The organism is Xanthomonas sp. NCPPB 3570, assembly GCF_056725115.1.
In genome coordinates this window covers 4,451,765-4,477,382 of record NZ_CM161513.1, presented here as the reverse complement: position 1 = coordinate 4,477,382, position 25,618 = coordinate 4,451,765, and the positions used below count along the sequence as shown (strand labels likewise).

The window sequence follows — 25,618 nt, the reverse complement described above, 5'->3', positions numbered from 1 at the left end:
GCCATGATACACCATCGTCGTGAAGGGGCTGGCGGCAAGGTCTGCGAAACGTTGCGAAAAGTGCCGAAAAGCTGCGTTCTGCGTGGATTTTGGGAGCCGTGCGGGTGACCTCCGTCAAAACGTGCGACGGTGGAACGACTTTGCGGCGCCGGATGCGCCGTCGGGTCGGGACTGAAGTCGCTCCCACAGTGCAGTGCGCCATGGTGCGTGATTGCCTCGACGCCGCGGTCCTGTCCGCGGTCGCCGCGGGATGCCATCATCGGCCGATGGCTTCTGCTCCCTTCGTGGTTCCCGACGTCCTGCAACCCACGCTCGAACGCAGCATGGCACGCCTGCGCCAGGCCGTGGCCGCGCAGCCGTGGCCGTCTCATCCCGGTTTCGAGGACGCGCTGGCGCGCGCGCTGCTGGCCAGCGATTTCCTGCTCGATACGCTGTGCCGGCAGCCGTCGCTGCTCGCGCACCTGGCGCAGCCGGACCCACCGCCGTTGCCGCTGCCGCAACTGGATCCGGCGCAGCCCGCCACATGGCCGGCGCAACTGCGTCGCTACCGCGCCGCGGCCTCGGCGCGGCTGGTGTGGCGCGACGTGCTGGGCCTGGACGAGGTCGATGCGACGCTGGCCGGCAGCACGCAGCTGGCCGAGGACTGCCTGGCGCTGGCGCTGCAGGCGCTGGAAGGCGAGTTCGCTGCGCGCCATGGCGTGGTGCGTGCTGCCGACGGCAGCGTGCAGCGGCTGGTGGTGTTCGGCCTGGGCAAGCTCGGCGGCGGCGAACTGAATTTCTCCTCCGACGTGGACCTGGTCTACGCCTACCCGCAGGGCGGCGAGTCCGACGGCACGCGCGCGCTGGCCGCCGAGGAATACTTCGCGCGGCTCGGCCAGCGCCTGGCGCGGCTGCTCGACGAGACCACCGCCGACGGCTTCGCGCATCGCGTGGACCTGCGCCTGCGCCCGTTCGGCACCGCCGGCCGGGTGGCGCTGTCGTTCGCCGGCATGGACCAGTACTTCCAGCGCGAAGGCCGCGACTGGGAGCGCTACGCCTGGCTCAAGGCGCGCGCGGTGGCTGGCGACATCGCCGCCGGCGAGGAATGGCTGCAGGCGCTGCGCCCGTTCGTGTACCGGCGCTATCTCGACTACACCGCGCTGGACGGCCTGCGCGAGATGAAGGCGGCGATCACCGCCGAAGTCGCGCGCCACGACCGCCTGGACGACATCAAGCGCGGCGCCGGCGGCATCCGCGAGATCGAGTTCCTGGTGCAGTCGCTGCAGTTGATCCGCGGCGGCCGCGAACCCGCACTGCGCGAACGCCGCCTGTTGCCGGCGCTGCACGCGCTGGTCGCCGCCGGCCAGGTCGCCGCCGAGGATGGCGCGGCGCTGGCGCAGGCGTATCGCTTCCTGCGCCAGGTGGAGAACCGCCTGCAGATGCTGCGCGACGCGCAGACCCACGCGCTGCCGGAGGATCCGCTGGACCGCGCACGCATCGCCTTCGGCCTCGGCTATCCCGACTGGACCGCGCTGCACGCGGCGCTGCAGGTGCAGCGCGATCGCGTCGCCGCCGAGTTCGCCGAACTGCTGGCGCCGCGCGAGCGCGCGCTGGCGCCCGATGCACTGGCCGACTACTGGCGCGGCCTGCCCGACGCCGGCCAGGCACAGGTGCTGCGCGCCGCCGGCTTCGCCGATGCCGACGGCGCCGACCAGGCCTTGCGCGGTTTCGTGCAGTCGCTGGGCGTGCGCACCTTGTCCGATGCCGCGCGTGCGCGCCTGGACCGGGTGCTGCCGGCGCTGCTGCATGCCGCGGCGCGCTCGGCGCAGGCCGATGCCGCCCTGCACCGCGTGCTCGGCCTGCTGCAGGCGATCCTGCGCCGGGCCAGCTATCTGGCCCTGCTCGACGAACAGCCCAGCGCACTGGCGCGGCTGGTCGACGTGCTGGCGCGCAGCGCGTTCCTGTCCGAACGGCTGGCTGCGCATCCGCTGCTGCTGGACGAACTGCTCGACAGCCGCGTCGACGGTCCGATGCCGGACCTGGCGGCGATGCAGCGGCTGTGCGATGCCGCGATCGCCACCGCTGGCGACGATCCGGAAGCGGCCTTGCGCGGCCTCAACGAAGCGCGCCAGGCGCTGAGTTTCCGCATCGCCCTGGCGACGCTGGACCGGCGCCAGCCCGCGCTCGACAGCGCGCGCCAGCTCGCGCAATTGGCCGAGGCGGTGGTCGTGACCGTGCTGCGCCTGGCGCGTGCCGATCTGGTCGCGGCGCATGGCGAGGTGCCCGGCGGCAGTTTCGCCATCGTCGGTTACGGCAGCCTCGGTGGTGTGGAACTGGGCATCGGCTCGGACCTGGACCTGGTGTTCCTGTACGACCATCCGCCGGGCGTCGAAGCGTCGGCCGGGCCGCGGCCGCTGGAGAGCGGGCGCTGGTTCGCGCGGCTGGCGCAGAAGGTGATCGCGTTGCTCGGCGCGGTCACCGGCGGCGGCCGCCTGTACGACATCGACGTGCGCCTGCGCCCGGACGGCGGCAAGGGCGCGCTGGTGTCGTCGCTGGCCAGCTACCGGGAGTACCAGCGCGAGCGCGCCTGGACCTGGGAGCACCAGGCGCTGGTGCGCGCCCGCGGCGTGGCCGGCGATGCGCCGCTGCTGCAGCAGTTCGAGCAGGTGCGCGCGCAGACCCTGGCACGCCCGCGCGAGCCCGCAGCGCTGCGCGAGGAAGTGCGCAAGATGCGTGCGCGCATGCGCGCCGAACTGGACCGCAGCGATGCCGCGCGTTTCGATCTCAAGCAGGGCGCCGGCGGCCTGGTCGACCTGGAATTCCTGGTGCAGGCCGGCGTGCTGCTCGGCGCCGCGCAGCAGCCGGCACTGGTGGCGCCGCGCGACACGCCGGCGCTGCTCGACGCGCTGGCGCACAGCGGCTGGCTGTCGCCTTCCATCGCCGAGCGCCTGCATGCCGCCCACGCCACGCTGGTGGAAGCGGGCCTGGCCTGCACGCTGGATCGGCGTCCGCGCCTGACCGCGCCCACCGCCGACATCGCCGCGGCGCGTGCGGCGATTCGGCAGGCGGCGGTCGCCCTGGACCTGGTGTTCGTCGATGGCCGTGCGGACGGCGACGCGGCGCACTCGCGCGGTCCTTGACGGCAGGCGCAGGCGCGCACGCGTGGTGTCGGTGGCGACATGCTTCTCCGGCAACGCCGCGTCTCGCCGAGTCGCGGCAGAAAGCGTGCCGTCGGCGCTGGCTGCAATCGACCGGAGGGAATGGGCATGCAGCCGTGCTGCAACCGCAAACACGCCGCCATGGCCGCGGCGATCGGCGCCGGCATGCCGTTCCGTGGTGGCGCGATTGCTACGCGCTGACGTACTGAGTCTGGAACCAGACCGCGTCGGGATCCGTGTCCACCACCTGGTCGGGATCCACCCCGAACAGCCCCTGGTAGGCGCGCTTCCACAGGCCGGTGCGGCCGGCGCACAGGTCGTGCCACAGCGCATGGAAGGTCACTGACTCGAACACCCGCACCACGTCCACGACCTGCTCGAGGTAGGACTGGAACAGGTAAACCCGCTCGCCGGCCACCAGGATGTTGAAGTTGTGGATCAACTGCGACGGATCGCCCAGCAGCACGATGTTGACGAAGTCGCCGTCGCCGAAGGTCGGCAGCGCCGCGTCCGCCAGGTACAGCCGGGTGCGCAGGGGCCGGTCACGACGCAGCAGCACCATCTCCAGCATCAGCGGGGCGAAGGTGTTGCAGGACCACTCCGGGCAGGACACCGTGGGCGTGGTCAGCGTGGCCAGCGCCGTACCGGCCGGCTGCAGTTGCGCCAAAGTGGCGTTGAGCGCGCTCAGCGCGAGGGCGGGAGTGACGTCGTGCGGCATGGGCGTGGTCTCGTCGCAGGCGCGGCGCACGGGAGGCGCGCCGCCGATCACCATTCAACGTTGGCCGCAGTCGTTTGTGAAGCCGGCGCCGCCCGCCTGTCCGCCGCTAGCGCGTCGGTGCCATCCGCCACAGCAGCGCGCGGAACGGCGCCAGCAGGCACACGCCGATGCCCAGCTTCACCGCCAGGTCGCCGGCGGCCCAGCTCAGCCACGGCAGCGCCGAGCCGGCGAAGGCGATCGACCAGAAGATCGTGGTGTCCAGTGTCGCGCTGCAGGTGGTGGCGACGATCGGCGCGCGCCACCAGCGGCCGCGGCGCAGCCGGTCGAACACGGTGATGTCCAGCAATTGCGCGGCGATGAAGGCCAGGCACGAGGCCGCGGCGATGCGCGGGGTGGCGATCCAGATCGACAGCAGCACCGCCAGCGCGAAACCGCACCAGGCCACCCACCGCGCCGCACGCGGGCCGAAGCGGCGGTTGATCAGGTTGCTGACCAGAAACGCCAGCGGATAGCTGAAGGCGCCCCAGGTCAGCCAGTCGTTGATCGGGAACTGCACCAGCACGTTCGACAGCAGCACCACCGCCCCCATCGCCAGCACGGACAGCAGCAGCGCGCGCGGGGTCAGCGCGGCGAAAGTGGGCGAGGGAGCGGCAACGAACGGCACGGCGGTCGGGGCAGGGGCGGCGGGCGCGCATTATCGCGGCCCGGACGCGCGATGACCAATGCCGGGCGTGTGGACGATCTCAACGCACACGTGCGTCGTAGGAGCGGCTTCAGCCGCGACAGGGCATTTCTCGACCTCGCGTGGTCGCGGCTGAAGCCGCTCCTACCGTGGGAAACCCCCACGATGGAACCGCTGTTGCGATTCCCCAATCCGGCTTCACCGCACCGGCACTGCCGGAGATTGCACTGTGGGAGGGACTTCAGTCCCGACCCGACGATGCCTCCGCTTCGCACGACGTGTCTCCAAGCTCCACGCGTCGCGGCTGAAGCCGTTCCTACAAATGGAACTCCGCGCTGGGAACCGCTGTTGCGATTCCCCATTCCCCATTCCCCATTCTCGGCTTCACCGCGACAGCGCCGTCCCATCCACCGCCGCGCGGCCCACGGCCGGGTCGTCGGTGAAGAAGCCATCGATGCCGGCGTCGAGCAGCGCGCGCATTTCGGTGATGCTGCCGGCCGCATTCACCGCAGCCGGGCCGCGCGCGTCCTGCAACTGCTTGGGCAGGAAGTAGTTCTCGGGCCGGAACGTGTACGGAATCACCTGCAGGCCCGCCGCATGCGCATCGGCAACGAACGACGTGGGCGCGGCCAGGGCGCCGTCGGCGCTCACCGGCACGATCGCGCGCAGGTTGGGGCTGACCAATTGCGCGTACTTGGCGATCGCGCGCAGGCCCTGCGCGCTGCCCATCTGCGCGTAGGTCGGGCCATTGCGCAACTGGTCGCCCGGGCGCTCCTTGGGATCGCCCAGCAACTGCACCAGGCGCACGTTCGGATGGGTGTCGCCGAGCTTGCCGTGCAGAGATTCCAGGTTGCCGATCTCAAACGACTGGATCACCACCGGCGCCTTGCGCGTGTAGGCATGCGCATCGAGGGTGGCCACCAGCTTGTCTTCCATCGCCAGGCCAAGCCCGCGGAAGTAGGTGCCGTGCTTGATCTCGGGAATCAGCCCGATCGGCCGCCCGCGCGTGGCCGACTCGGCCGCGGTGAAGTCGATGATCTCGTCCATGGTCGGCACCTGGAACTGCCCGTCGAAGGCGGTGCCGCGCAGTTGCGGCAGGCGCTCGCGCGCGCGCAGGGTCTTCAGCTCGGCCAGGGTGAAGTCTTCGGTGAACCAGCCTTCCACGCGCTGCCCGTCGATCTGCTTGACGGTCTTGCGCGCGGCGAACTCCGGATGCGCGGCCACGTCGGTGGTGCCGCCGATCTCGTTCTCGTGGCGCGCCACCAGCACGCCGTCCTTGGTCGAGACCAGGTCCGGCTCGATGAAGTCGGCGCCGTCGGCGATGGCCTTGGCGTAGGACGCCAGGGTGTGCTCGGGGCGCAGCGCGCTGGCGCCGCGGTGGCCGATCACCAGCGGCTTGTGCTCGCCCGGGGCGGCGGCCGGTGCGGCCGCCGCGGTGGTCGCCAACACGGCCATCGCGCATCCCAACAACCAGGAGGTGGATCGGATCATCGCATGCGTTCCGGTTCGGGGGCGGACGGACAGGATGGACGCGCTCAGAAGCGCGCGTCCAGGGTCAGGAACGCCTGCCGCGGCGCGCTGGCGTGGAAGGCCAGCGAGCGGCCGTTCGGGTCGCTGTTGCTGAAGGCGGTGAGGTTGGAGGCGTAGCGCTTGTCGGTGAGGTTGGTGACGTTCAACGACAGCTTCAGGTCCCGCAGGAACGACACCGCCCCGAAATCGTAGCCGGCGCCGGCATCGAAGGAGGTGTAGCCGCCGAAGCCCTGGTCGTTGGTGTAGGTGTAGTAGCGCTGGCCGGTGTACTTGCCGCGCAGGTTGGCGTTCCAGCCGTTCCAGGTCCAGCTGAGTTCGCTGGCGAACATGCGCTTGGGCGTGTCCACGGTGTACTTGCCGGCGGTGGGGATCACCGCGCCGTTCTGCACGTAGTTGTCGTCGTAGGTGGAGCGGTTGATCGAGGCCGAGTTGTACCACTGCAGGTGCGCGGTCGGCTTCCAGATGAAGGTCAGCTCGCCGCCGCGGCTGCTCACCGAGCCGACGTTGAAGAAGCGCGTGGTGCACGCCGGGGTGGTGCCCTGCTGGATGCTCGGGCACGGGTTGAGCGACAGCAGGCGGTTGTCGAAGGTCACGTCGTAGCCGACCAGCGAGGCCTCGAACTGGTCGCGCACCAGGCGGTAGCCGGCTTCGAAGGTCTTGGACTTCTCCGGCTGCAGCGCGCCGACGCTGGCGTCGAACGACGCCTGCGTCACCAGCAGCGGGCCGCCGGCGCCGCCGCCCTGGAACGCGGCGATGTTCTCGGCGTAGGAGGCGAACACTTCCTGGCCCTCGGCCAGGCGGTAGCTCAGGCCGGCCTGCGGCAGCAGCGCCTTGCTGGCCTTCAGCTCGCCGTTGGCCACCGGCGACTCCACCGCGATCCCCGGCGTCTCGCGCGCGGTCATGGTGGTGTGTGGGCTCTTGGCGCCGATGTCCAGGGTCAGGCGCTCGTCAAGCAGCTTGAAAGTGCCCTGCACATAGGCCTGCTTGGTGGTGATGACGTAGTCCTGCGAGAACAGCCGGCGGTTCGGGTTGCTCAGGAAGATGTCGTCGTCGATCGGGCCGTCGATCCAGTAGAAGTTGCGCTCCACGTGGTGCTTGTTGCGCTCGTACCACACGCCCGCTTCCAGGTGGTGCGGGCCGATGTCCCAGCCCAGCGAGGCGATGCCGCCGGTGCGGTTGATGGTGTAGTTGGTGCTGCGGATCGAGATCGGCAGCGCCTGCGGCGTGCCGGGGTAGGACGGCTGGCCCGGCGACCACCAGTGGCCCTGGCCTTCGTTCTCGTGGTGGTAGACCTGGGTGTGCACGCTCACCGCATCGGACGGCTGGAAGTCGCCGGCCAGGTAGTACAGGTCGTCGTTGCGCAGCGCGCGGCTCTGGTAGTAGGCGTCGTCGATGTTGTCCACGCCGCCGCTGTAGCCGCAGCGGCTGGGGTTGCGCGTGGCCGGCGCGCAATAGGCCGCGGCCAGCGCGCGCTGCCAGTCCGGCGCGTACAGGTTCCAGTCCCAGCCCAGGCCGCGGTGCAGGCCGCTCTTGGACAGGTAGGCGTAGTCGGCCTGCGAGGTGCGCGAGGTGTCGACGAACGCGGTGATCTTGCCGCCTTCGAACTGGTACACGCCCTTGCCGTTGAACTGCGCGGTGTGGGTCGGCGAGCCCGGCGGGGCCCACATGTCGGCGTCGGCGTAGATGCCGGACAGGTAGGCGGAGAAACCGTTGTGCTCGCCGGTATCCAGGCGCAGGTAGGTGCGGCGGTTGCTGTCCGAGCCCACGGTCTGCGCCAGGCGCACGCCGACCTCGGTGGACGGATCGTCGGAGTAGTACTGCACGGTGCCGCCGAGATTGCTGGTGGACGCGGTGCCGAGGCTGCCGATGCCCGAGGCCAGTTCCACGCCGCCGAAGTTCTCGGCGATCAGCGCGCGGCTGATGTTCAGGCCGTTGTAGTTGCCGTAGGCGTTGTCGCCCAGCGGCAGGCCGTCGAGGGTGTAGCCCAGGCGCACGCCGTTGAAGCCGCGCAGGCTGATCGTCTGCGATTCCTCATTGGCGCCGAAGGCGTCGTTGGACTGCACGTTGACGCCGGGAATGCGGTTGAGCAGCTTCTGGATGCTGGTGCCCGGCGGCAGCACCGCCACGTCCTGGGTGGTGATGCGCTGCACCTGGCGGGTTTCACCCTGGCCGATCACCGACACCGCATCGAGTTGCTGCACGTCGGCCGCGGCGCCATCGGCGGCGGGTTCTGCGGCGGTGGCGGCGAAGGGCGACAACAGGGCGGCGAGGATCGCCGTGCTCAGCAGGGAATGGAGAGGCATGCGCGGGAGAATTCGTAAAGGAAGTGCGCAGACGATGCGACAGCGACGTTGCAGGTTGGCGTCAGTGGCGTTGCGTTTGTCATGCAATGGCACGCTGGCGTGCGTCGACGAGCGCCACCGTGATTGGGAGCAATGATGGTGCGGCGACGACCGCGCGATCGGCTCCGTCATCGTGGCGGCCGCATGCAAGCGGGTCGACATCAAGTCGTTACACCGTGCCATCAAGTGCCACGAATCGCGGGTAGGGAACACATGTACGCGCATGTGTCGGCAACGCGCTGAAATGGCCTGTTTACAAAATAAAAAACGGCGCGCGCCGTCAAAGTTTTGTGGCGCAATCCTCCTCAATCATCACGCCTCGTCCAGGCCCGGTGGCATGCCGATGCGTGCAGACATGAGCAGGAAGCACAGTGCACCCGCATCGATCGGATCGCTGTCTTCGTGCCGCGCTGGGTCCTTGCATGGAGATGGCGGCGCGGGGGCTTCGCGCGCCGTACCCTCACCCCAACCCCTCTCCCGGTGGGAGAGGGGCTCAGGCTTCTCCCTTCTCCCCTCGGGAGAAGGTGCCCCGCAGGGGCGGATGAGGGTACGGGCGCAGCCTCGCAGCAGCGAACCACGCATGCACTTCGCGCGCCGCACCCTCGCCCCAACCCTTCTCCCGTGCAGAGAGGGGCCATCGATTTCCCACCGCGAGGCCGCCACGGCCTCGTCCCACTCGCTCTACCCCCGGAGAGACGCCCATGCTTGATCGCATCCGCCGTCGGCCGTTGCTGGCTGCCGTGTTGTCCGCTTCCCTGCTGTGCGCGCTCAGCACTGCCAGTGCCGCGCCCGACGCCTCCATCGCGGCGATGACCGCCACCCTGCGCAGCGCGCCGGTCACCTTCGACGTGCACCTGCCCTTGCGCGACCAGGCCGGATTGGACGCCCTGCTGGCCGACATCCAGGATCCGGTCTCGCCGCAGTACCACCACTGGCTGACGCCGGCCGAGTTCCAGCGCCGCTTCGCGCCGGCGCCGACGCAGATCGCGCAGGTGCGCGCCGCGTTGCAGGCCGCGCACATGAACGTCGTCGAGCAGGGCGCCACCCTGCATGTCAGCGCGAGCGCGGACAACGTCGAGCGGCTGTTCGCGGTGCCGTTGACCGCCGAGGTGCAGCAGGGGACCCAGGCCCGCCTCGCCGCGGCCGCGCCGTTGCAGTTGCCGGCCGCGCTGCGCGACACCGGGGCGACGGTGACCGGCCTGACCCGCGGCGCGCCGGCGATGCACGTCAACTGGCAGCGGTCGGCCGTCAAGAATCCATCCAACCGCTACGGCGCCGGCGGCACCACCTACTGGTACAACGACCTCAAGCAGGCCTACGGCTATCCGTCCTACCAGGCCACCACCGGCGCGGCGGGCGGGCAACGCCGGCTCGATGGCACCGGCAGCACGATCGCCATCCTGATCAGCAGCGACGTGCTGGACTCGGACATCAAGGCGATGTTCGACCACGAGAACTTCAGTCGCTACGCCGCCAACCATGCCGATCCGGCCCTGTACGCGCGCCACTACGTGGCCGGCGCCAAGCCGGGCCTGCAGGACGGCAACGACGCCGCGGGCGGCGAGGCCGCGCTCGACGTGCAGATGGCGCTCGGCGGCGCGCCCGGTGCGCACGTGCTGCTGTACGTGATCCCGGACCTGAGCGACGCCTCCGTGCTCGCCGGCTACCGGCAGATCGTCCAGGACAACCAGGCCGACGTGGTCAGCGCCTCGTTCGGCGTCTGCGAGCTGTACTACACCGCGGCCTACAACGGCGGCAAGGATTTCACCCCGCTGCTGCGTCCCTACGAAGCGGTGTTCAAGCAGGGCAATGCGCAGGGCATCACCTTCGTCGCCTCCAGCGGCGACAACGCCGGCCTGGGCTGCGCCGACACGCAGTACCTGGTCGACGGCAAGGACGGACATTTCATTCCCGGTGTCGAACACCCGGCGGCCAGCCCGAACGTGACCGCGGTCGGCGGCGGCAATCTGCTCACCGCCTACAAGAAGGGCAGCCTGGAGTCGGGCTACAAGAGCGAAAGCGCCTACGGCGATCCGCTGGAGACCGCCGACTACTACGGCATCGGCGCGAACCTGGCCGGCGGCTACTGGGGCGCCGGCGGTGGCGTCAGCACGCTGTTCCAGCGTCCGGCCTACCAGTTGCGTGCGCTCGGCGGCACGCGCACGTCCATGCGCGCGCTGCCGGACATCGGCATGCTGGTCGGCGGCTGCCCGGCGATCGCGACCCAGCCCTGCCGCGACGGCGATAGCTCGGTGGCCACCTACTTCAAGGGCAAACTCTCGGCGGTGATCGGCACCAGCGTCGCCGCGCCGGAGTTCGCCAGCGCGGTCGCGCTGCTGGTGGAGAAGCAGGGCCGCCAGGGCAATCTCAACGACTACCTGTACCGCCTGGCCGCCAATGGCCCGGAGGCGCTGCATCGCGGCATCCCCGGCTACAACGGCGTGGTCGACAACAACCAGCCGATCAAGGGCAAGTACAACTACACGGTCGGCGTGGGCACGCCGGTGGTGCGGCTGCTGATCGGTGCGCTGGATGCGGCGCCGGCGGGCGTGCCGCGCTCGCCGAGCAATCCCTGACATAGCGTGATGTGACGCGTTGGGCCCGGTTGCCGTGCCGGTGTCGTGGCAGCGACGCCGGCGCGGCGGCCGATCAGGCCAGCGCCAACCGGTCGCGGATCAGCGCGGCCATCCGCGCGGTTTCGCGCAGCGGTGCGATGCCGGCGGCGTACGCGTCGCCGGCATCCTGCGCCGGGAGCAGGCGTCCACGCGCCTGCAAAGCACGATGGAAATCCAGGGCGCGGCCGCGCGCCGTCTCCGGCATCAGCACCTGCACCGGCACGCGCGTGGCGCAGGCTTCCGACAGCAGATTCACCGAATCCGGCGTGCAGGCAAGACGCTCGGCCCAGCCGAGCAGGCCGGCGTAGGGATTGGCGCCATCGTCCGCACCGCACCACACCATGCCTGGCATGTCCGCGAACGTGCGGCGCAAGGCCGCGGCCACCGCGGGCGGCGTGCGCCGCGATGCGCTGGCGAGAATGCTGCCCCCGTGCAAGCGCAACTGCGCGGCGATGTCGGCGAAGGCGGCGTGTGCCTGCGCCTCGCTCCACGGTGCCAGCCCGGACGGGCCACCCACCAACAGACCGACACGCGGCGAGGGCAATGCGCCCAGCGCAGGAAACGTGGCGCGTCCTGCGGCCAGCCAGGCGTCGTCGATCGGATGCAGGCTGCCGAGCAGGGTCAGCACGTTGGCGCCGCGCAGGCGATCGTGCGCCGGCACCACCACCACGTCCCAATGCCGCGGATCCAGCCGCGGATCCAGGATCTGCACCACCTGGCTGCCGCGCGCACGTAGCAGCCGCGTCGCCAGCGCCGCCTGGCGGCCGCAGCCCACGGCCAGCGGCGGCGGTTGCCGCAACGCCTCGGCGAAGGCCGCGCCGTAAGCGCGGGTCGCGCCGGGCAGCCAGCGTGGCGCCAACCAGCGCCACGGCATGTGCGGCTGCAACACCTGCGCCTGGATCGGTGTCGCGGTCGGAAGCGCCAACGCGGCGGCCAGCGCCTCGGCCTGGCGGGCGTTGCCGGCGCGGCCATCGCTAATCGCCCAGGTCGCGTCCGATCGTTTCACGTTTGGTAGTAATCCGTTGCATCGCGGCCGGGTGTTGCGACAATCGCGCCACTCTACACTGGCCGCCTCGCATCGGGACGGCCCCACCGGCATCCTGGCGCTTCCCTCGATCAAGGAACTTCCTCCATGTCCGACGCCTTGCACGACGCCGCCCTCGACCAGTTGTTCCGTACCGCGCGCACCCAGAACGCGTTCCTGGACAAGCCAGTCGACGAAGCCACCCTGCGTGCCCTCTACGACCTGGTGAAGTGGGGCCCGACCGCGGCCAACGGCAGCCCGGCGCGTTTCGTCTTCGTCACCTCGCCGCAGGCCAAGGAAAAGCTCAAGCCGGCGCTGTCCGAGGGCAACCTGGCCAAGACCCTGGCCGCGCCGGTCACGGTGATCGTCGCCCACGACGAGGACTTCCACGAGAAGCTGCCGTACCTGTTCCCGCACACCGACGCCAAGAGCTGGTTCGACGGCCCGCGCGAAGGCCGCAGCGAAGGCGCGTTCCGCAACGGCTCGCTGCAGGGCGCCTACCTGATCCTGGCCGCGCGTGCGCTGGGCCTGGATGCCGGTCCCATGTCCGGCTTCGACAACGCCAAGGTCGATGCCGCGTTCTTCGCAGGCACTGCGATCAAATCCAACTTCCTGGTCAACCTCGGCTACGGCGACCCCAGCGGCCTGTTCCCGCGCCTGCCGCGGCTGAGTTTCGACGAGGCCGCGCGCATCGAGTGAGCGCGCGCGTTTCGCTTCCCTGTCCCACCGCAGGCCCGCGCCTGCCGCAGTTTCGTCCCATCACCCCTCCAAGGAGTTCCACCATGACCAAGACCCGCAAACTGCTGCTCCCGCTCGCCATGGCCCTGGCCGTCGTCGTTGCCCAGCCCGCCACCAGCGCCTTCGCCGCGCCGGCCGCCGCCGCTGCCGCCGCCAAGGGCGTCTCCGGCACCTACACCCTCGACCCGGCCCACACCGACGTGCTGGTGCAGTGGAGCCACTTCGGCTTCTCCAACCCGTCCGCGCACTTCGGCGATGTCGACGGCACCCTGGTCTACAACGCCCAGGACGTGAGCAAGTCCAGCGTCAACGTGACCCTGCCGCTGTCCGGCCTCAACAGCTTCACCGCCAAGTTCGACGAGCACCTGAAGAGCGGCGACTTCTTCGACGCCGCCAAGTTCCCGACCGCCACCTTCAAGAGCACCAAGGTGACCTCGGCCGGCGGCAACAAGCTGACCGTCGCCGGCGACCTGACCATCAAGGGCACGACCAAGCCGGTGGTGCTGGCGGTGACCCTCAACGGTGCCGGTCCGCACCCGATGAAGAAGGTGCCGGCGCTGGGCTTCGACGCCACCACCACGATCAAGCGCAGCGACTTCGGCCTGGGCGCCTACGTGCCGAACGTCAGCGACGAAGTGAAGATCCGCATCACCACCGAAGCGACCTTGAACGCGGCCAAGTAAGCCTGCGTGCCGTCGCGGCGACGGGGCTTCGTGCGCCGTCGTTCGCCGCAACGCAAACGCCCGCCATTCGGCGGGCGTTTGTGTTTTTCGGATCTCGCTGTGTGCCGTGCAATGGAACTGCGCGCGGCAACCTCACCAGGGCCGAATGGTGCACGTAGGAGCGGCTTCAGCCGCGATGGCCTGACCGCGATGCCCTGGGCGAAGCTACATGCGCCCGAAGTGCCAGCCGCGTCCTTACCCTCACCCCAACCCCTCTCCCGGTGGGAGAGGGGCTATTGCGTTCGTTTCGTCCGGACAGGGCCAGCAAAAAAGAGCGGCTGCCGTCGGCGCCGGCCATCCTGCGTAGGAGCGGCTTCAGCCGCGACCGCTTTGGCGGGAGCGCCTCGTCGCGGCTGAAAGCCGCTCCTACGCGTGTGCTTCCTGCCGTCATGAAACGCCCTTAGTCTTCGGCCGCGTCCCCGCCCGCCTTCCAATACCCCGTCGCGCGAATCCACTCCTTGGGCACGCCCAGGTGGCCTTCGACGAACTTGCGCATCATCCGCGCACGCGCCGATTCGCAGGCGATCCAGTAGAACGCATCGCCATCGGGCGGATCGAAGTCGCGCAGTGCGCCTTCCAGCAGCTGGCTGCTGCGCGGGTCCACGCCATTGCGCTCCAGCCAGGTGACGCGCAGCTCGGCGTCGCAATCCAGCGTCTGCCGGTCGGCGTAGCCCGGAATCTCGATCAGTGCGTCCACCTCCGCGTCGGCCGGCAGGGTTTCCAGCCAGCGGCCGATCGCCGGCAGCGCGGTCTCGTCGCCGATCAGCACGTAGGCGTCGAAATCGTCGGCGGCCACGAACGAGCCGCGCGGCCCGCCGACCACCAGCGCATCGCCCGGGTCGGCCTGCGCCGCCCAGCGGCAGGCGGGGCCATCGCCGTGCAGCACGAAGTCCAGGGTCAGTTCCTGCGCGTCTGCATCGTAGTGGCGTGGGGTGTAGTCGCGGGCGGGCGAGGGCAGCGCATCGGCCGGATACACCGGGCCGTGCTCGGTCATCGTCGGCAGCACGAACGCGCCTTCCGGATTGGGGAAGAACAGCTTGACGTGATCGTCCGGCCCGGCGCTGACGAAGCCGTCCAGCTCGGGGCCGCCGACGACGATGCGGCGCATGTGCGGGGTCAACGGTTGCGTGCGCAGCACCTGCAGATGACGCAGGCGCAGCGGGTGGCGCAGCAGGCGGTGTTCGTGGGTCGCCATGGGAATCCTCGAAACGTGGGGGAGGGGATTGGCGCGCGACGCGGGGCGAAACCTCACAAGCACCCGCGCGCTGGCTGGAAGGGAGTCAGGGAGTGCTGCCATCCATGCCATCGGCGGCGGCATGCAACAGCGCGGCGACGCGCTCGATCTCGTCCGGGTCCCAGCGCCCGTGTCGCGCCAGCAGGCCGTGCTTGATGCGATGCATCGCCTCGCGTACGGGTGCGGGCACGTTGGCGCGCACCAGCGCCCGCGCGCTGTGATGGGTGCGCTGCAGCGCCGCCTCCACCTGCGCGCGCTCGGCCTGCACGAAGGCCTTGCCGGCCGCGGTGATCGCATAGCGCTTGCGGGTCGCGTCGGCATCGGCCTGCACCAGGCCCTGCGCCTCCAGTTGCGCCAGGGTCGGGTAGACCGTGCCGGCGCTGGGCGTGTACAGGCCATGGAACAGCTCGGCGACCGCGCGAATCAGCTCGTAGCCGTGGCGCGGTTGGGTCTCGATCATCGCCAGCAGCAACAGCCGCAGGTCGCCGTGGCCGAGCGGGCGGGGGCCGCGTGCGCTGCGGCCGCGGCCGGCCCGGTCTTCCTCGAACAGGCGGTGCGCGGGGTGCGGGCCGGGGGTATGGGGTCGTGGCATTTCGATATGTCGAATCTGGTGGAGAAACGATATATCGAAGTTGGGTGGCCGGCAAGCGCCTGGCAGGGTGGGCGCTGGAGCGCTGGGGGATTGGTTCAGTCAGGACGCCAGAACGCGTTTGCGACGTGCGCGTGGGTTCGGTGCGGGTTGGAGTTCTGCGGGCGTGCGCTGCCCTAGGTTGCACCGGCCAGGGGTGGCCCGTGTGGGAATCAATTGCCATGCAGCTGCGACACGCGAAGCCGTACGCCGACTGACACCCTCCGTCGTCGGGACTGAAGTCCCTCCCACAAAGATGCTCAGCCCATTCCTGTGGGAGCGGTGTCAGCCGCGACGGGCTGTACCAGCAAATCCCGTCGCGGCTGAGGCCGCTTGTGTGGAAACTTGCAGCGAACTCGCCGGGTGCACTGTGGGAGGGACTTCAGTCCCGACGCGTTGCGCCATCAGAATGCACGCCACGTCGCGCATCGCGGCCGCATGCCAGTCGACGTGCGTCAAAAGAGCGCCTTGCAGCGCGCTCGCCGGGCGCACTGTGGGAGGGATTTCAGTCCCGACGCATTGCGCCATCGGAACGCACGCCGCGTCGCGCATCGCGGCCGAATGCCAGTCGACGTGCGTCAAAAGAGAGCCTTGCAGCGGGCTCGCCGGGCACACTGTGGGAGGGACTTCAGTCCCGACGCGTTGCGCCATCGGCAGGCGCGCCGCTTCGCGCATCGCGGCCGCATGCCAGTTGACGTGCGTCAAAAGAGGGTCTTGCAGCGCGCTTGCCGGGTGCACTGTGGGAGGGACTTCAGTCCCGACGCATTGCGCCATCGGCAAGCACCCGCCGCTGCATCTCGTCCAGGTACTCGTCCAGTTCCTGCACCGAGGTGAAGATCTCGTTCAACGGCACCGCCTTGACCACGTCGAACACCTTGCGGATCTGCGGTTGCGGGTTCACCACCAGCACCCGCCCGTCGCGCGCGGCCAGCACCTTGCGCGCCTTGAAGATCGAGCGGATGCCGGCACTGCTGATGTAGTCCAGGTGCGACAGGTCCAGCACCAACGTGGTGATCGTGGTGGCCAGCAGCGGCGCCAGCGCCTCGTCCAGGGCCTGGTAGGTGTGCGTGTCCAGCCGCCCGCTCAGGGTGAGGCGTTGGCGCTTGTCCTGCGCCGGGTCGATCTGCAGGCTCAACGTGGTCATGCGGGCGACTCCTGAAGAGGGGGATCGGCAGGTTGCAGCAACACGATGCGCACCACATTACGGCCGGCGTCGTGGCGGTAGTCCAGGCGATCGGCCAGTTGCTGCACCAGGTGCAGGCCGAGGCCGCCGATCGGGCGTTCGGCGATGTCCGCGTCCAGGTCCGGCACCGGCGCGTCGCGCGGGTCGAAGGCCGGGCCGCTGTCGTGGAACTCCAGCACCAGCGCATCGGGCTGCAGGTGCACGATCACGTCCACCGGCAGCGGCGCGCGACGCAGGTGGCCGTGTTCCAGGCTGTTGCAGGCCAGTTCCTCGACGATCAGCCGGGTGCGGCTGACCTGTTCGCCGCTCACGCCGTGGCGCCGCAGCGCCGCCTCCACGCTGTCGCTCAACTGCGCCAGTGCGTCGATTGCCGGTTCCATCTGCCATCGCAGCATCATCGCGTCGCCTCCCGTGCCGGATCCTGGCGCAGCCGGATCGCCAGGAGCGTAATGTCGTCGGACTGCGGTGCCGGTGCGGTGAACGCCTGCACGTCGGCCAGCACCGCGGCGCACTGCGCCTGCGCGTCGGCGCCGGGCTGCAGCGCCGCCAGCAGCCTGGCTTCGCCGTACGGCTGCTCCTGCGCATCCATCGCCTCGGTGATGCCGTCGGTGTAGCTGAGCAGGGTGGCGCCGGCGGCCAGGCGGCCATGGACCACCGGATAACGCGACTGCGGCTCCAGCCCCAGCGGCGGGCCGGATTCCAGCGGCAGCAGTTCCGCGTGGCCGTCCGCGCCGAGCAGCAGCGGCGGCTCGTGGCCGGCGCTGGACAGCCAGTAGTCGCCGCTGTGCACGTCGATCAGCCCGCACAGCACGGTGGCGAACATGCACGGTTCGTTGCCTTCCACCAGCCGCTGCGAGGCCGCGATCAGGATCGCGTCCGGGCGCGTGTGCCGGCGCGCGGCGATCTCCAGCACGGTCATCGCCCGCGCCATGAACAGCGCCGCCGGCACGCCCTTGTCGGACACGTCGCCGACCACGAACCACAGCAGCCCCGGCTCGGTCTCGAAGAACTGGTAGAAGTCGCCGCCGACCATCTCCGCCGGTTCCAGCAGCGCATGCGTCTCCAGGTGCTTGTGGGCGCTGTCGAAGGTGCGCCCCACCGGCAGCATCGCCTGCTGGATGTCGCGCGCGATCGACAGCTCGCTCTGCATGCGCTGCCGCGCCTGCGCCAGCGTGGCGATCTCGTCCAGCTGGCGCTTGATCGAGCCCCGCGCGCTGTCGAAGGCGCGCGCCATCACCCCCACTTCGTCCGCGCGCTCCACATGCCGCAGCGGATAGTCGAACGCGCCCTGGCTGAAGTGCAGCGCCGAGTCGGTCAGGTCCTCGATCGGCCGCACCAGCCGCACCGTGTAGCGATGCAGCAGCCACAGCCACAGCGCCAGCGCGGCGGCGCCGGCCAGCGCGCCCCACAGCACGATGCGGTCCAGCCCGGCCAGGATGTAGTCCTCCGACACGCTCAGCGCGAAGGTCCAGCCGGTGTCGCCCACCGCGGCGCTCTGGGTGAGGTAGCGGGTGCCGTCCGGCGCGGTGTGCTCGAACCGCACTGCGGTGTGGGTGTCGGCCGCCTGCGCCAGCGGCGACAGGTCCGGCCGCGCCCGCGCCACGTGCGCCTCCAGCGTGCGGCGGAAGCGCAATGCCGGGTCCGGATGCAGCACGAACAGCCCGTCCGGCGACAGCAGCATCGGCTGCAGCCCGCTGTTGGCAGGCAGTTCGGCGACGATGGCCTGCAGGCGCTGCAGCGGCACGTCCACGCTCACCATGCCGATCGCCGGCGCCTGCGGCCCGTCGCCGGGCAGGCGCAGCGGCAGGTTGTAGGTGGTGAGGTAGGCGCCGCCGCTGCCGGCGTCGCTGTACGGCTCCGACCACCACGGCGCCGGCGCGGTCAGCGTGCGCCGGTACCACGGCATGCTGTGCAGGTCGAAGCCCAGCGCCTCCGCCGACTGCTCCTGCACGCCGCCGGCGGTGCGCCGCAGGTGCCAGGCGAAGCCGCGGCCGTCGTCCTTCAGCGCGCCCGGCTCGATCACCAGCAGGGCCCCGGCGATGTCCGGGTCGCCCTGCAGCGTGGCCTGCAGCAGGGTGCGCAGGTTGAACGGCTGCCGGCCCAGTCCCGCCGCGGTGGCGGCCAGGGTGCGCCCGCTCACCTGCACCGAACCCAGCGTGGCGTCCAGGCTGCGCGCAGTCTGCTGGGTCAGCCCGGCCACCTCCTCGCGGGCGTTGCGCACCATCACCTCGCGCGCGCCCAGGTAGAACAGCAGGGCCAGGCCCTGCAGCAGCGCCACCTGCAGCAGGCTGCCCCACAGCAGCAGCCGGGTGCGCAGGCTGTGCCGCCAGGCGACCGCGGAGGCGTCCTGCGCTGACGAGGCAAGGGCGATGGCGGCGCTCCACGGGGGCCTGGAGCCCGATCATAAGCGCAGCCGCGGCCGCCCGGCACAGCGGCCGCGGCGGCTGTCCCGCGGGGTGTCCCGGGCCAATGTGACAGTCCGTTCCATACGCTGGCGTACGAGGTCCTGCGGGGCGGTTGCGCTACACTTGCAGGCTTCGAGAAAACACATGCCATCGCGCGCGTGCGTGCGACCTACGGGAGCGTTATGAACTGGTTGAACGAGGTGCTGCAGAACGATCCGAACCCCACTGAGACCCAGGAGTGGATCGAATCGCTCAAGGCCGTCATCGATGTCGCAGGCCCCGAGCGCGCGCATCAGCTGCTGGAGGACATGGTCGAGCTGACCCGTCGTTCCGGCGCCTACCTGCCGTTCTCGCCGACCACCGAGTACGTCAACACCATCGCCCCCGCCAACGAGGCCAAGAGCCCGGGCGATGCGGCCATCGAGTGGAAGATCCGCTCGATCATCCGCTGGAACGCCATGGCCACCGTGGTCCGCGCCAACCGCAAGCCGGGCGACCTGGGCGGCCACATCGCCTCCTTCGCCTCCAGCGCCACCCTGTACGACGTGGGCTTCAACCACTTCTGGCGCGCGCCCTCGGACAAGCACCCCGGCGACCTGCTGTACATCCAGGGCCACAGCTCCCCCGGCATCTACGCCCGCGCCTTCCTGGAAGGCCGCATCAGCGAAGACCAGCTCAACAACTTCCGCATGGAAGTGGACGGGCAGGGCATCTCCTCCTATCCGCACCCGTGGCTGATGCCGGACTTCTGGCAGACCCCCACCGTGTCGATGGGCCTGGGCCCGCTCAGCGCCATCTACCAGGCGCAGTTCATGAAGTACCTGGAGCACCGCGGCCTGATCGAGAAGTCCGACCGCAAGGTGTGGTGCTTCATCGGCGACGGCGAGAGCGACGAGCCCGAGACCCTGGGCGCCATCGCCCTGGCCGGCCGCGAAGGTCTGGACAACCTCATCTTCGTGGTCAACTGCAACCTGCAGCGCCTGGACGGCCCGGTGCGCGGCAACGGCAAGATCATCCAGGAGCTGGAAGGCGTGTTCCGCGGCGGCGGCTGGAACGTCATCAAGCTGCTGTGGGGCGGCTACTGGGACGCCCTGCTGGCCAAGGACACCAACGGCGTCCTCAAGAAGCTAATGATGGAAACCGTCGACGGCGAGTACCAGAACTGCAAGGCCTTCGGCGGCGCCTATACCCGCGCCAACTTCTTCGGCAAGTACCCGGAGACCGCGGCCATGGTCGCCGGCCTGTCCGACGACGACATCTGGCGCCTGAACCGCGGCGGCCACGACCCGCACAAGGTCTACGCCGCCTACCACCAGGCGGTGAACACCAAGGGCATGCCCACCGTGATCCTGGCCAAGACCGTCAAGGGCTACGGCATGGGTTCGGCCGGCGAAGCGCTGAACCCCACCCACCAGACCAAGAAGCTGGACGACGACGCCGTGCGCGCGTTCCGCGACCGCTTCAACATCCCGCTCAGCGACAAGCAACTGGCCGATGCCGAGCAGGTGCCGTTCTACCACCCCGGCCCGGACTCGCCGGAAGTGCAGTACCTGCAGGAGCGCCGCGCCTCCCTCGGCGGCTACCTGCCGCAGCGCCGCCGCAAGGCCGACCTGTCCATCCCGGCCCCGGGCCTGGACAAGTTCGAGCGCCTGCTCAAGGACAGCGGCGAGCGCACCTACTCCACCACCATGGCCTTCGTGCAGAGCCTCAACATCGCCCTGCGCGACAAGGAACTGGGCCCGCGCATCGTGCCGATCGTGGCCGACGAAGCGCGTACCTTCGGCATGGAAGGCATGTTCCGGCAGATCGGCATCTACGCCCCGTTCGGCCAGAAGTACAAGCCGGTGGACGCCGACCAGCTGATGTTCTACCGCGAAGACCAGTCCGGCCAGGTGCTGCAGCAGGGCATCAGCGAGCCGGGCGCGATCTCCTCGTGGATGGCTGCCGGCACCAGCTACTCGGTCAGCAACGTGCCGATGCTGCCGTTCTACATCTACTACTCCATGTTCGGCTTCCAGCGCGTGGGCGACATCGCCTGGCAGGCGGCGGACATGCGCACCCGCGGCTTCCTGCTCGGCGGCACCGCCGGCCGCACCACCCTCAACGGTGAAGGCCTGCAGCACGAAGACGGCTTCAGCCAGGTCATCGCCGGCTCCATCCCCAACGTGCGCAGCTACGACCCCACCTTCGGCTACGAAGTCACCGTGGTCATGCAGTACGGCATCCAGCGGATGATGCAGGAGCAGGTGGACGAGTACTACTACATCACCCTGATGAACGAGAACTACGCCCACCCGGAAATGCCGGCGGGCGCGGAAGACGGCATCATCAAGGGCATGTACCTGCTCAAGGACGCCGGCAAGCCCAAGAAGGGCGAACTGCGCGTGCAGCTGCTGGGCTCGGGCACCATCCTGCGCGAAGCCATCGCCGCGGCGGAACTGCTGGACAAGGACTTCGGCGTCACCGCCGACATCTGGTCCTGCCCCAGCTTCAACGAACTGCGCCGCGACGGCTTCGACGCCGAGCGCTGGAACCGCCTGCACCCGGAAGGCGAACAGCGCAAGCCGTTCGTCACCCAGCTGCTGGAAGGCCGCCAGGGCCCGGCCATCGCCGCCACCGACTACGTGCGCGCCTTCGCCGACCAGATCCGCGCCTTCGTGCCGATGCACTACACCGTGCTGGGCACCGATGGTTTCGGTCGTTCGGACACGCGTGCGAACCTGCGCCGGTTCTTTGAGGTCGATCGCTACTACATCGCGCATGCCGCCATTGCGGCGTTGGCGAAGGAGGGGAAGATGACGGGCAAGGATGTGGCTCGGGCGATCAAGCAGTACAAGATTGATCCTGAGAAGGCTAATCCGGTTGGGGTTTGATTGCGGCGCGCCCAGTAGCTAGAAAAGGCGGCCTTACGGCCGCCTTTTTTATGCATAAGAATCAAGCTGCGCCTGCGCGGTAACTCCCAAACTTCCCGTCAACTCTTCACCGGCGAAATGCCTGATCAGAAAATTTTGATTAGGCACGGCTTTTCTATTGAAAAATCTGGATGATGCAGTTAAAAGTAAGTGACCAAGTTTTTTCTGTAAGAAAGAGTGCGAAATTCGACCGAACAGCTTAAGAGATACGGAAGGGGAGGTTTAAATGGACGTAAATTCCGATATTTTTAAGAATGTAACTTCTGAAGATGCAGTCGAGCATCAGGAAATACAGCTGTTAGCTGAGATTGAAAATCAAATTGAGGAAACCTCAAGGATAGGCGGAAAGCCGGTCAGGGGCGCGCTACTAACTTGGCTTCGTTCAAAGGTGGACGATCCGAGCCGGGAAAACAGTATAGTCGAATTAATTTGTCTCCTTGAAAAGATTGGATCAAATAGGCAAGTGGTTCCGGTGTTGTTAAGATCGATTGATGGTGGACTGCTTCCGGAAATCGAAACAAATAATGAGCTCTCAAGAGCAGTTGCGAATATCTGTGAAAGATACTTTTCGGAGCTTATTGCGTTTTTACGGATTGATATAAAGGCTCAAAATTACAAAAAAGTTGAGAGACTTAAAGATGCTCACAGAGAAGTCTGTGAAATACTTGAGCCATTAAAACAGGGCGCCCCCAGCATTGTTGAACTGATGGCGGCTCGGAAGTCAATAATGGGTGCCCTTAATCATGGGATTTTGCAGAAATATGGCGAGCCTTACGAAATAAAGCAAATAAAGTCATCTGTTGAGAATTGCTTCCATAAATTAAAATGCGTCTTTGATTCGGGGGTGAATTTCCTTGAGGATGTGGATGCTGCTCGGAGTGCAATTAATGCGGCAAGTAAATTTAGCTCTGAGAACGGGACATTCCTCGCAAAATTTTATTTAAGCCCCCTGATTTCGAATTTCTCAATCGTGCTGGATGATTTCTTAAAAAAGAGCAAACAGCGTTTTGGCACCAAGGTTGAACCTAGATTCAATGGTGCGCTTAAGAAAAGATATCCTCTGCATGAGATTGAAAGAGAGCTTCAAATTTCAGTGCCGCTGAAAAATATGGGGCCTGGCCTTCTCACCTCTCTCAAGGTTACTACGTCACTAGAATCAGAAAGTGTACTATTAAATAATAAAATTATTATTATGGGAAATGTGCCGCCTGGCAATTTTTCCGTAATTCTAGACGTTTTGACTATCGAACCTGCAGCGCGACTTTCAGCTACCATACTTCTTGAATGGGGAGAGATAGGTGAGTCTGCGGTTAAATCTGAAATATTGGAATTCGATATTGAGGGGCAGCGTAGCGATATTGAATGGAGCGCATATGAGTACTGGAACCCTTATACTACCGAGCCCGTAGAGGGGGCAGATTTTATCGGAAGATTGGATAAGGTTAAATCTTTGGCGGCAAAGTTGCTAAGGATCCCAATGGAGTCGTTCTACATAACAGGTCAGAAGAGGGTGGGTAAAACATCTCTGGCGCATGCATGTATAGAATTTGCGAAGACTCATGCTCAGGGGGCGTATTATGAGCCATCCTTTAATCTATGGGGAAGCTTTGCCCATGAAGATCCAAAGAGTTCCTTGGAAAAGCTGGGTAAGAGTATTGAAGACCTATTGAAAGACTCAGTACCCGCTATACGTGAACTGCCTCCCCTAGATCTAAATGGCTCTCTCGCGGGATTAACCAGGCTATTTGACATGGCCTTCCGGTTGAATGAAAAGAAGCGCTTTGTTGTCGTTATTGATGAGTTTGATGAGATTCACCAAGAGCTCTACCTTTATGGGAATTTAGCGGAGACATTCTTCGCAAATCTAAGAGCTCTATCCCGCTGCAAGAACCTGTGCATAATATTGATAGGTGGTGAAAATATGCCCTATGTGATGGAAAGGCAGGGGCAGAAACTCAATAATTTTTCAAGAATCAGCTTGAACTATTATGATAGGGGGCGTGAGTGGTCGGACTTTCAGTCTCTAGTCCAGGATCCTTCATCAGATGTCGTTATCTGGCACGAAGACGCGATAGGGGAGGTGTTCAACTCAAGCAACGGGAATCCATATTTCGCAAAACTACTATGCTCTGCGGCGTTAGAGAACGCAATAATAGCGCGTGACGCAGACATTGGCCTAGATGAGGTTAGATTCGCAGGCGACTATAAGGTGCCGCTCCTAGGTTCGAATTCTTTTTCACATCTCTGGCAAGACGGTATTCCAAAGCCGATTTCCGAGCGTGAGCCTGAGTATCTCTTGAGATCGCGCACGCTAGTTGCACTTGCCAGATGTATAAACAAAGGCATGGAAACAAATCAGGCGAACATCTACGATTGTCGTGCAGCATCGCTATCCGAAGCAGAGTTGTCAGCTGTATTAAAAGATTTGGTAAGGAGAGAGGTTCTTAGTGAAACAAAGGGCACTTATGACATGGTCCTGCCGATGTTTAGGAAATGGTTGATAGATACTGGAGCTCATCAACTTGCAGCCGACTCATTAACTGCGGAGCTGGCGACTATATCGGTTATGGAAGAGCTTGCAGCCACCGTTAGATCTGATGAAATAGCGAATCTGGTGAGGAGCTGGCCGACGTACAGAGGTAAGCATATTGGTACCGACGACGTTCGAGCTTGGTTGCAACAAGTTGAAAGTCAAAAAGATCAAAGGCTTCTTTTCGAGCTTCTTAGAAACGTGCGTATAGTTAGTGAGAGCAGGGTTCGGGAAATGCTCAAGAGCTCGTTTAGTTTTTTGCAGCCCCTGCCTCCATTTGTTATAAGGCGAAAGTCAGATCGCAGAAAGAACGTCGTAGTTACTTATGTTGACGGCGAAGGTAAGAGCGGGGCAAGTTACGCTTCAATATTTGCCGAGGAAAATCTGATATCTTCCGATTGTATCTTTCCTCCTGGGGAATTTGACAGGAGATTTGCGAAACATTTGTTAACGGAGCAGGTTGATTGTGTGGTAATCATTGACGACTTCGTTGGGACCGGGAAGTCGATGCTGAAAAACTTGGGTGATTTTCTCGGAAAGAACGAGGCTTGCATTCCCGTTGATGTGCCAGTAAGAATAATTTCTCTCTTTGCGACCTCGGAAGGTCAAGGTCGAATATTGGGTGGCTTGCAAAAAATGTCTAGAGCTAATATAGATTTCCGCCCTTGCGAGGTAGTGGGTGAGGATCTATTTGCTTTTACAGAATCTAATGGTATATGGGGGAGTAAAGAGGAGAAGGAGCGAGCGTTCGCGCTTTGCAATGACCTTGGGAAAAGAATATATAAAAACAACTCGCTTGGATATGGTGGTGCTGGCATCCTGCTCGTTTTTCCGACTAACACGCCCAATAATAGCTTGCCGATTTTGCACACCGCTTCTAGGTCAGGAAATGCTGAATGGAAGCCCTTGTTTCCCAGGGTTACTCATTAATGGCGAGTAGAGAGGTGCAAGCTGAGGTTTCGTCTCTTGACTCTATAAAAGAGATGCGAAACGCACCTTGCACCCACCTAGCTAAGTTGATGGCAGGCGCTGAAAAGACGAAGGATTGATAGTGGCGGGTCTCACTGTAAAACTTGCTAGGGTATGTCTACGTTTTCATCCAGGGTGGATGTGGAAGCACGCCTGGGTGTCAACTCCATGTGCCCTGCTAAGTGCTGGACGCTTGCTTATCAATTGTCTCTGTTGCCATGTCTTCTTTGTTGAAGGCTAACGATTTTT

The 25,618-nt window shown here is 66.1% G+C and carries 16 protein-coding genes; 6 read left to right on the top strand and 10 right to left on the bottom strand.

Annotated elements, in window-relative coordinates; genetic code table 11:
• Positions 1–266 precede the first annotated feature (266 nt).
• The gene (glnE, locus tag AC1PLR_RS19285; RefSeq protein ID WP_481102010.1) at positions 267–3,119 is read left to right on the top strand and encodes a bifunctional [glutamate--ammonia ligase]-adenylyl-L-tyrosine phosphorylase/[glutamate--ammonia-ligase] adenylyltransferase; all 2,853 of its coding nucleotides are present in this window, start codon (positions 267–269) and stop codon (positions 3,117–3,119) included.
• 208 nt (positions 3,120–3,327) lie between these two features.
• On the opposite strand, the gene AC1PLR_RS19280 is transcribed toward glnE, so the two are convergent.
• The 4 genes from AC1PLR_RS19280 to AC1PLR_RS19265 all read right to left on the bottom strand — a co-directional run bounded on the left by AC1PLR_RS19280 (position 3,328) and on the right by AC1PLR_RS19265 (position 8,370).
• Positions 3,328–3,855 carry a hypothetical protein gene (locus AC1PLR_RS19280; protein WP_481102009.1) on the bottom strand — a complete coding sequence of 176 codons (528 nt, stop codon included), beginning with the start codon at positions 3,853–3,855 and terminating at the stop codon, positions 3,328–3,330.
• Positions 3,856–3,961: 106 nt separating this feature from the next.
• Positions 3,962–4,519 (bottom strand): queuosine precursor transporter, encoded by a 558-nt coding sequence (locus tag AC1PLR_RS19275; RefSeq protein ID WP_481102008.1) that lies wholly within the window; start codon positions 4,517–4,519, stop codon positions 3,962–3,964.
• Positions 4,520–4,921: 402 nt separating this feature from the next.
• Positions 4,922–5,992, bottom strand: a complete 1,071-nt coding sequence (locus AC1PLR_RS19270) for a glycerophosphodiester phosphodiesterase (protein WP_481103644.1) — start codon at positions 5,990–5,992, stop codon at positions 4,922–4,924.
• Positions 5,993–6,072: 80 nt separating this feature from the next.
• Positions 6,073–8,370 (bottom strand): TonB-dependent receptor, encoded by a 2,298-nt coding sequence (locus AC1PLR_RS19265; protein WP_481102007.1) that lies wholly within the window; start codon positions 8,368–8,370, stop codon positions 6,073–6,075.
• Positions 8,371–9,110: 740 nt separating this feature from the next.
• On the opposite strand from AC1PLR_RS19265, the gene AC1PLR_RS19260 reads away from it, so the two are divergent.
• Complete coding sequence (locus tag AC1PLR_RS19260; protein WP_481102006.1) at positions 9,111–10,985, top strand: S53 family peptidase; 1,875 nt, start codon at positions 9,111–9,113, stop codon at positions 10,983–10,985.
• Between the two features lie 73 nt (positions 10,986–11,058).
• Here the strand turns inward: AC1PLR_RS19260 and AC1PLR_RS19255 are convergent, their stop codons facing one another.
• The gene (locus tag AC1PLR_RS19255; RefSeq protein WP_481102005.1) at positions 11,059–12,030 is read right to left on the bottom strand and encodes a mitochondrial fission ELM1 family protein; all 972 of its coding nucleotides are present in this window, start codon (positions 12,028–12,030) and stop codon (positions 11,059–11,061) included.
• A gap of 126 nt (positions 12,031–12,156) precedes the next feature.
• On the opposite strand from AC1PLR_RS19255, the gene AC1PLR_RS19250 reads away from it, so the two are divergent.
• The gene (locus tag AC1PLR_RS19250) at positions 12,157–12,747 is read left to right on the top strand and encodes a malonic semialdehyde reductase (RefSeq protein ID WP_010343089.1); all 591 of its coding nucleotides are present in this window, start codon (positions 12,157–12,159) and stop codon (positions 12,745–12,747) included.
• Positions 12,748–12,830: 83 nt separating this feature from the next.
• A complete protein-coding gene (locus tag AC1PLR_RS19245) occupies positions 12,831–13,469 on the top strand; it encodes a YceI family protein (protein ID WP_010343091.1) in 639 nt (212 codons plus the stop codon).
• Positions 13,470–13,908: 439 nt separating this feature from the next.
• Here AC1PLR_RS19245 and AC1PLR_RS19240 read toward each other — a convergent pair whose 3' ends face one another.
• From AC1PLR_RS19240 to AC1PLR_RS19220, 5 genes are all read right to left on the bottom strand, one after another.
• Positions 13,909–14,703 carry a siderophore-interacting protein gene (locus AC1PLR_RS19240; RefSeq protein WP_371180920.1) on the bottom strand — a complete coding sequence of 265 codons (795 nt, stop codon included), beginning with the start codon at positions 14,701–14,703 and terminating at the stop codon, positions 13,909–13,911.
• 85 nt (positions 14,704–14,788) lie between these two features.
• On the bottom strand, positions 14,789–15,334 hold the full coding sequence (locus tag AC1PLR_RS19235; protein WP_481102004.1) for a PadR family transcriptional regulator: 546 nt from the start codon (positions 15,332–15,334) through the stop codon (positions 14,789–14,791).
• A gap of 787 nt (positions 15,335–16,121) precedes the next feature.
• Positions 16,122–16,514, bottom strand: coding sequence for an STAS domain-containing protein (locus AC1PLR_RS19230; protein ID WP_481102003.1), 393 nt, complete (start codon positions 16,512–16,514; stop codon positions 16,122–16,124).
• On the bottom strand, positions 16,511–16,951 hold the full coding sequence (locus AC1PLR_RS19225) for an ATP-binding protein (RefSeq protein WP_481102002.1): 441 nt from the start codon (positions 16,949–16,951) through the stop codon (positions 16,511–16,513). Before AC1PLR_RS19225 ends, AC1PLR_RS19230 begins: the two co-directional genes overlap by 4 nt.
• A complete protein-coding gene (locus AC1PLR_RS19220; protein ID WP_481103643.1) occupies positions 16,948–18,924 on the bottom strand; it encodes a SpoIIE family protein phosphatase in 1,977 nt (658 codons plus the stop codon). Before AC1PLR_RS19220 ends, AC1PLR_RS19225 begins: the two co-directional genes overlap by 4 nt.
• A 216-nt stretch (positions 18,925–19,140) precedes the next feature.
• Here AC1PLR_RS19220 and aceE point away from each other — a divergent pair, with 216 nt between their 5' ends.
• Both aceE and AC1PLR_RS19210 read left to right on the top strand, forming a co-directional pair.
• Positions 19,141–21,831, top strand: coding sequence for a pyruvate dehydrogenase (acetyl-transferring), homodimeric type (gene aceE, locus AC1PLR_RS19215; protein ID WP_481102001.1), 2,691 nt, complete (start codon positions 19,141–19,143; stop codon positions 21,829–21,831).
• A 265-nt stretch (positions 21,832–22,096) separates the two neighbouring features.
• Positions 22,097–25,330 (top strand): phosphoribosyltransferase-like protein, encoded by a 3,234-nt coding sequence (locus AC1PLR_RS19210; protein WP_481102000.1) that lies wholly within the window; start codon positions 22,097–22,099, stop codon positions 25,328–25,330.
• Positions 25,331–25,618 lie beyond the last annotated feature (288 nt).